This window comes from Myroides odoratus (genome assembly GCF_001549985.1).
GTDB lineage: Bacteria > Bacteroidota > Bacteroidia > Flavobacteriales > Flavobacteriaceae > Flavobacterium > Flavobacterium odoratum_A.
In genome coordinates, this window is sequence record NZ_LROZ01000034.1 from 1 (window position 1) to 8,662 (window position 8,662).

The 8,662-nt window shown below is 34.3% G+C and carries 3 protein-coding genes and 1 pseudogene; all 4 read left to right on the top strand.

Translation table 11 applies throughout. From position 1 onward, the window contains the following. On the top strand, window positions 1-2,926 hold a 2,926-nt coding region (locus AWV75_RS18965), incomplete at its 5' end, for a hypothetical protein (protein WP_060875649.1). 29 nt (window positions 2,927-2,955) lie between these two features. Continuing rightward, window positions 2,956-5,439: a hypothetical protein gene (locus tag AWV75_RS17980; protein ID WP_060875650.1), complete on the top strand. Its 2,484-nt coding sequence runs from the start codon at window positions 2,956-2,958 to the stop codon at window positions 5,437-5,439. A 65-nt stretch (window positions 5,440-5,504) separates the two neighbouring features. After that, window positions 5,505-8,243, top strand: coding sequence for a hypothetical protein (locus AWV75_RS17985; RefSeq protein ID WP_231738197.1), 2,739 nt, complete (start codon window positions 5,505-5,507; stop codon window positions 8,241-8,243). A 74-nt stretch (window positions 8,244-8,317) separates the two neighbouring features. After that, window positions 8,318-8,662 (top strand): annotated as a pseudogene (locus tag AWV75_RS17990) (gliding motility-associated C-terminal domain-containing protein); the annotation flags it as partial.

Here is an 8,662-nt window from a genome sequence, read left to right on the forward strand (position 1 = left end):
GCAACCGGTAGTAATTAGCTGGGATGCTTTAGGAAATACAAAAATCAAATCGTTTGTAGCAACGGATGAATTCTTAACGATCACTGATACAGAGAACAATGTGTTCGCTGTGAATATGGATGACTTAGGAAAAATCATTGCCAACAACGATGTATTTGTAACGGAATTGGTGGATAACCAAGAGTTCATTACCAAGTTAGGAAACAAGGTAGAGTTCATCGAGCAAATCACCAACAACAGCGAGTTCATTACCAACATCATTGAAGAATTAAAAGGTACGTATGGTAACGTGGGTTACGATACCGTAAACAATACATTCTTCTACTATGATGAGAACAAGCAACCAGTAGTAATTAGCTGGGATGCTTTAGGAAATACAAAAATCAAATCGTTTGTAGCGACGGATGAGTTCTTGACGATCACCGATACAGAGAACAATGTGTTCGCTGTGAATATGGATGACTTAGGGAAAATCATTGCTAACAACGATGTATTTGTAACGGAATTGGTGGATAACCAAGAGTTCATTACTAAGTTAGGAAACAAGGTAGAGTTCATCGAGCAAATCACCAACAACAGCGAGTTCATTACCAACATCATTGAAGAATTAAAAGGTACGTATGGTAACGTGGGTTACGATACCGTAAACAATACATTCTTCTACTATGATGAGAACAAGCAACCGGTAGTAATTAGCTGGGATGCGTTAGGAAATACAAAAATTGCAACTTTTGAAATAGATGAAGTAAAAGATGTATTAATTATTACAGATACAGATGGTGGTAATTTTGCAGTTGCGATTAGTGATTTAGGAAAAATTATCGCTAACAACGATGTATTTGTAACTAATTTAGTTGATAACCAGGAGTTTATTACCAAGTTAGGGGATAACCAAGAGTTTAAAACGATTATAAAAGGTAATTCAGCAACGTCAGCAGTAACATTAACAGATGGAACAGTGAATGTAGAAGCAGTGAAAGCTGGGTTTACATTTAATAATGGTAAAGATCTTACTACAGTTGAATTTGCAGAAACGTTAACTGCAATGGAAAAAGGAGCGGATGCAGCAGGCTTAATTGAGTACTATTTTGTGGATGAAACAGGGAATCATGATGATGTTATCATCCAAGTGACACAAGATATTATCACAGATTTCGAGAAAATCATCAATGATAATACTGTAAAAACGTTGTTACAGCAGTTTATTTCTTCAGCTACAGGAGATGTTTCTGTGGTTCGTGATACAGCAGGAGATATCATTATTAAAACAACGACGGATGCGTTTAATATCTCTGATGAAATTAGAGCACAAGAAACGAATACAACGTTGACTTCTTCTGGTTCAGGTGTTTATGTGTATAAAAATGAGGAAGCTATTAAGACTAATGGTGCAGGAATTACAATCAATGTAGTGGCTGATGTTCAAAATAACTTCCAAGAGATTATTGATCATACCAATGTACAGACTATTCTGAATGATTTTATTACTCAAAATGTTTCTAACATTGAGGTAATTACTAAGCCAAATGGAGATACCGTTTTTGTAATTTATGAAGGAGGAGTGAAGAAAGAAGTGAACATTACAGAATTAATCAAAGACAATTCATACGTTGCTTCTTTAGAAATCACAGATAAAACAGTAAATGCTGAAGGTGTACAAGCTGGTTTTTCTTTTAATGATGGAAAAAATGCGGTATCAGAAGTTTTTGCAGAAACACTAACAAGTTTAAGTAAAGGTGTAGATGCAGCAAATAAGATTGAATATTCGTATGTAGATGAGACTGGAGTAGCTGCAAATACTAAGATTACAGTTACACAAGACATTATCACAGATTTTGATAAAATTCTAAATGATAATACTGTAAAAACGTTGTTACAGGAGTTTATTTCTTCAGCAACAGGAGATGTTTCTGTAGTGAGAGATAATAATGGTGATTTAGTTATTAAAACAGCGACGGATAGTTTCAATTTAACAGAAGAAATAAAGAGTAAAGAGACTAAAACAACCCTTACTTCTGTGAAATACCCAGTATATGTGTATTTAGATGAAGTTAATGGAGAGTTGTTAGAAGTACATGAAGAAAGAGAACGTCCAGGTGAGACTTATGTAAGAACGTATGATGCAACGAAGTATGTTTATAACAATGAGGCAAATGAGGATGTAGAAATAAAAGGAACTGACTTATTTGGTGCAACAGGCGGAAATAGTTTAGAAACAGTTACTTCATTGACCTTAGAGGAAAATTATGCAGGTTTAGGGAAAGCTTTAGTGTATGAAAATGAGGAAAAATCAAAAAGCCCAATTTACCTAAAGGATATTTTTGATAGCTCAGAAACCCTGACAACATTAGAAATGAAATTAGATAACCGTGAGTTAATCTATACAGATGAAGTGAAGAATAAAACAATTCTATCATTCAATGACCTGGTTCAAGAACCTTGGTATACTGGAAGTGACGTTCAAGCAACGAAAAATGATCAGGATATCTATACCATGGGATGGGTAGGAATTGGTTACAAAACAAAATCTACTGCACCAAATGAACGATTACGAGTGAACGGTAGTATTACGGCAACGAATAGTTACTATGCGGATTATGTATTTGAAAATTATTTTGATGGTTATTCTTCATTGAAATATGATTATACATTTAATGACTTAACCACAGTAGATAGTTATATCAAGACTAATAGACATTTACCAGGAATTACTCCAATTAGTGAATTAGAAAAAACAGCAACTGGTTATTCGTTTAATGTATCAGAATTGTCAATTCAGTTATTAGAAAAAACAGAAGAGTTGTTCTTGCACGTAATTGAGCAGAAGAAGGAGTTAGATCAAAAAGCGGATGAAATTCAAGAGCTTAAAAATGAAGTAAGAGATTTAACGGAGCGTTTAGAAGCAATTGAAGCGCTTTTAAAATAATCAATTGTATAAGTCAAAATAGTTTATTGATGAAAAAATTAAATTTGAAATCTATTCAATATATAGTATGGATAATGGTAGCTATATTTTTTAATATAGCTACTGTATTCGGACAAACTAATCTTCATACAACAAAGATTAAGGATGGTTCCGTAGCCAATAGTGCTCAAACGGCGGCGCCGGCGACACTATTGGAATTAGAAAGTTCTACAAAAGGATTTTTGTTACCTCGTATGACAACGGTAGCAAGAAATGCAATTAGCATTTCTGATGTTGAGCGTGGTAATGGTTTAGTCATCTACAATACCGATACAGATTGTATTAATTATTGGAGTAGAGAAGGAAATCGTTGGTTGAGTTTATGTGGAACTTTACCTCCAGCTATTGTAGATTTGACAGAATGTAGCCGAATTGTATTAAGTGCATCAGGTCATAACTATCTTGAACAAGGAAAGTTTTTGAAAGATACAGATATCTTATATGTACAGTTAAATGTTCAAGAGTCAGGAGCTTATCACATTACAGCAACCCCCTCAACAGAAAATGGGTATTCATTTAGTAAAAGTGGAACCTTTAATGCTCCAGGTATATATACGATAGCGCTTGAAGGTTTAGGAACACCGTTGTTGGGAAATGAAACTCCGGGTGATTTACTAACATTTTCGATTAATGGGAAAATAAGTACACAATGTACAAATACTCGTATTCCTGTAAAACCATCGGATCTTAATTTTACAATCAAAGAGCCACAGAATGTTACAGCCGCTTGGAGTGCCTACATTGGAGTTCCATTAAATGCAAATGATAACAAAGTTACAATGGAAGTGAATGTAACTAGAACAGGGTTTTGGCGAGTACAAAGTAATACAGTGAATGGAATGTCTTTTAGTGGTTCTGGAGAATTTACTAGAGAGGGAAGTCAAAATATTGAAGTTGTAGGACAGGGTACTCCCAATGTTTCTACCCCTACATCAACTCCCAACGTATTTACATTTACTACCAATTCAATTAGCAATACAAACCCTGTAAATGCAAAAGTCATGGTTCATGTTAAACCAGTAGCTTTTGAATTAGTTTGTGATGATACAAACAACAAGATTGAAATTAGAGGAAATTATCAAGAAGACACACAACTATCACAGGAAAATTCAATTTTAATTCCAGTAAAAGTGTTAGCCCCAGGGACAACTTCATTAGAATTAAAAGGACATTTTGTAGTAGGAAATACAACAACTCCAGTTAGTTTTAAAGCGAATAATGTCAATTTATCCTTTAATGCAAATAGAAATAATATTCAATTTGTTACGCTTTATCCAGAAGCTGTAAGAATTCCAAAAGGAACAACAGCAATTAAATTCACGAATTTAACACCAGGAACATCAGCTATTTGTACAACTTTCCCTGAAATTACAGTGGAAGTTCAGCCAATCCGTTATAGTGTATTATGTCATACAGTTCGTGTACAAGGATCTTATTTAGTAGATGCAAATCATGGATCAGGTAATTATATTGAACTTCAAGTAAATGTGGATTACCCTGGACCATATACAGTTACAACCAATGAAGTAAATGGAGTTAGTTTTGTTGCATCAGGTACTTTTACAGGACAAGGACAACAAACAATTCGTCTAGTACCAACAGCAAAATATACAACAGGAGGTAGTTTAAATTATACGATTACAACAAACAGTCAAGCTGGAACCACCACTTGTTCAGCGATGGTAGATGTTCGCTTTAGAGATATTGTAGTATTGCGTTTAGGTTCAGATAGTTATGGGCCTTCTACATCAAATACGTATGCAGGAGGAGCTATTTTAAATAGTAGAGTAAACTTCGGACCAACTGGAAAAGTAAAAGTAAATAATATTAGAATTTTAGATACTTTTTTACAAGGAGAAAGTCTACGTAACTATATCAGTTCAAATAAAGTAGATATTATTGTCAATGTCATTGGATACAATGCCACGCTTGCAACAAATAATGTGTTATTAGATTTTGTTAGAAATCAGAAAGGAGTATTGATTACTGGAGATGAAAATACAGTACATACAACAACGAAAAGCTTTATTGAAGCTCTAACATCAAGTAGTGGAATTACGTATAATAGTAGATATACAATGGTAAATCCAGTATTAAGTAGTGCAAATAATGATCCTATTATTAATGGACCTTTTGGAAACTTAAGTGGGAAATATCTTGGAAATGATGCTACGAATGGATGGTACTATAGCAATTTACCAAGTAGCATAGTTCCTTTAATTACAAAACAAAATGATGCTTCATCAGTTTGGGCTTTGAAACATAGAGATTTAGGTTATGTGTTTGTAGGAGATGGAGGATGGTTTGTAGGAACTGCAACAAATACTAGTACAAGTATTTGGCCTTCAAGATATTTGGCAGATGGAACACCGGTAGCAAAACCATATTATCAAGGAACTGAAGTGTATAATAGTGTATTATATGCCAATGTGATGGCTTGGGCTATTGAATATGTGAAAGAAAATAGACACTAATTAATTAAAAAGAAGCTGAAACATATAAAAAGTTTCAGCTTCTTAAATCAAAAAAAAGAATGCATATGAATTTTGAAATGAAACAATATAACTTATTGTATTATGTATTACTAGCTGTCTTTTTTAGTGTAACTACAAGTAATGCACAAAATCTAGCAGATAATAGAGGAATGAAACTGGATGATAAATCAGTAAGTTCCCCTAGCAGTGATATGTTGCCTTTTAGTATTTTGGATTTGAGTTCCGTAGAACGAGGGTTTTTACTTCCCAAATTGACAACAGAAGAACGAAGAAACATTCCAAAAGCTGATTTACAGCAAGGATTAATGATCTATAATACAACTATTGATTGTATGGAGTTCTATAATGAAACTCGTGATAGATGGTTAAACCTATGTGGTGAAGTAGAGCCAGCGACTTTCTTGATTCAGGATAGTCAATGTGCAAAGATTCGCATTGAAGGGAATTACTTTGAAGGCGTTTTTTTAAGAGAAAGAGCCAATGTTCTTTTTGTAGAAGTAAGTGTTTCTACACCAGGTACATATAATGTAGAAGCAACGGCTTACAATGGAAGTAATCCTAACGGATATGCTTTCCAAGGATCGGGAATCTTTCCTGAAGCAGGAAATTACCACATTGTGCTAAGAGGTTCAGGTACTCCTTTACAAGGATATGTTAGAGATGGAAATGGAGCTCCAACAAGTCAAGGAGATACAATAAAATTTATTTTAAATGGAAAAGAATCTAGTTGTACGATTTACAATTTTGTAGAAAAGGAATCTTTAAAATATAAAATTGATAGAATTGATCCAGTAGGTAAATTTTATACCGGAGTGCCCTTAACGAATGCCAAAAGTGGAAATTTAGAAGCAACACTTGTCAATATAACGATGGGCGGAACGGTAGAGATTCACACCGTAGATAATAATGGTATTAGCTTCTCAGGAAGACATACGTTGACCAATGCTGAAATTGCTTCAAGAACTGCTAAAGTTGTTCTTCGTGGAGAAGGTACTCCTGCAATACCAAAAGATACACCTTTAAACTTTTTTACGAATTCACATGTTCAAGTTGAAACAGGACAGCCTGTAGAATTTTTTCCTTACGCTGTGAAAATAGAACCTTTACTAGCAGTCTTTATTTGTAGTAGTGATACGTATCCAATTCGACATGAAGGTGTTTTTGAATACAATACCGTTTTAACGGATGCAAATAAAATTCACGTTCCTTTCAAAGTAGTGGCTACAGGCCGTGGAGAAGTATCTGGAACTGTAGAAATTACTGGAACAGGTTATGGTCAGCAAACTGAAAAAATAGAATTTACTTCAGGAAAAATTGATTTTGAATTTAATAATCTAAGAGACGATGTTCAAAATGTAGTATTAACACCTAAAAGGGGAACTGGAAAGCCAACTGTTGGTAATAAGGATATTACAGTAAAAATAAAAATAACGTCAAGAGGTGCACATGAGTATGACCCATCTTACCCAATTGAGGAAAGTAGTCTAGAAGGATGTAACTATAATATTCCAGTTACAGGAGCTCCTGTAATCTATGAAATGAGAGATGTTAGATTGTTTAGTAAATTTAGATCTATAACACAATCAGGAAGCCCTTATTACATTACGCCAAAAACGAGAATGCCTGAGGCAGGAAGTGAGGAGTTTAAGTTGAATGTGACCCTAATTCCTCAAACATCTGGAGAATATGAAATTAGAACGAATACCTTAAATGGGGTTTATTTCTATGGAAAAGGAATTATTGAGGAGAGTGATGTAGCTAATAGACGAAAAGAAATTTCTCTTAAAGCCTATGGGAAATCAGAAAGAGATTTACCTAAAATACAAGCTTTATATACACTAACTGGAAATAGTGAAGTTCCTCAAAGTACACCAGCAAGTGTGTATGTTGATTATGTGTATCGTCCAATGCGAATGTATTCTATAGGTGGAAGTGGTGAATCTTGGCACCCAGGAGGAAACAATGGTTGGAGTTTCTCTGGAGGACCTCGATTAGTTCGATCTTTAAGCAATTTCTCTTGGAATGGGGTTGTGCGAATTGATAAATTGAATTTTGTAGGAATATCTAACCCTCAGTCAGGTGAGAATGCAAATACTTCTGGAGATATGTCAAATGTTAGCAATGCAGCAACATTCAGAAACCGATTGACTCAAGCAGATATGGTATTCATTGGAGGTTATAATAGCTCAAATTTCATAAAACAAGACACCCAATTATCCTTTTTAGCAGATTATGTAAAACGCGAAAATGGAGTATTGATGTATGGAGAAGGGAATGATGTGTATATGAGAAGTTTCTTCCAAAAATTAGGCTATAATATTTCAACTCAGGATTATTCTAGATCTGCAGTTAGTAGAGTCGTATCTTATCCTGGAACAGCAAACCCATTAATTTTAGGGAATAACTATTCTTATTTTGGAAGTACTTATCAAAATATTTCTTTACCAGGCCGTAATATTAGAAGTGGAGGTTCAGCTTCGACATTTAGTATTACCAATTTGCCTTTTGATTTTGAATCTATTGCCTATAACGGAACTAGCAATTTAAGTTTTGCATATGTACACAAAACATTAGGATTTGTTGGAGTAAATAACTCTGTTTTTATGGGAGGATATGTAACAACAGCAGGAATTAATACAACAGCGGATTATTATCCGATGAATTCAACAATAAATGGTGCACCTTTAGTAGGAAATGATACCTATAATGCTTGGTTCTTACTGAATCTTGTGCATTGGGCTATTGACTACGCACAGGAACATCAACCAAACGTAGTGAAATAGTAAGAAATGTAAATTAAGGAATCCGAATGTTTTTAAATCATTCGGGTCTTCCTTTCACTTAAGTAAGAGATATGATGAAGAAAATAATATATACAATATTGCTATTTGGGTACGGTAACATTTTGCTTTATGCTCAAGAAGTAGAAAATAAAATTGTCAATGAAGGAGTACTCTCTGTATCTTCAGAAGGTTTAGTTTCCTTTGAAGGTACCTTTGAAAATCAAGTATCTGGAGATGTCACGAATGATGGAACTGTGCTATACTATCATGACTTTATCAATGATGGAGGGTACGGTTTGACTAAGGAGAGGACTACTTCAACTACGATTTTCACAGTTGAAGGTATGCCGACAACCGCGAAACAAATCAAAGGAAATGAGATTGCCTCCTTTTACAATGTGATTTTTGATAGTCCAGTG

Excerpts from the sequence above, each read along its gene's own strand:
- AWV75_RS17980 (WP_060875650.1), top strand. The coding sequence starts at position 2,956 with ATGAAAAAATTAAATTTGAAATCTATTCAATATATAGTATGGATAATG.
- AWV75_RS17985 (WP_231738197.1), top strand. The coding sequence starts at position 5,505 with ATGAATTTTGAAATGAAACAATATAACTTATTGTATTATGTATTACTA.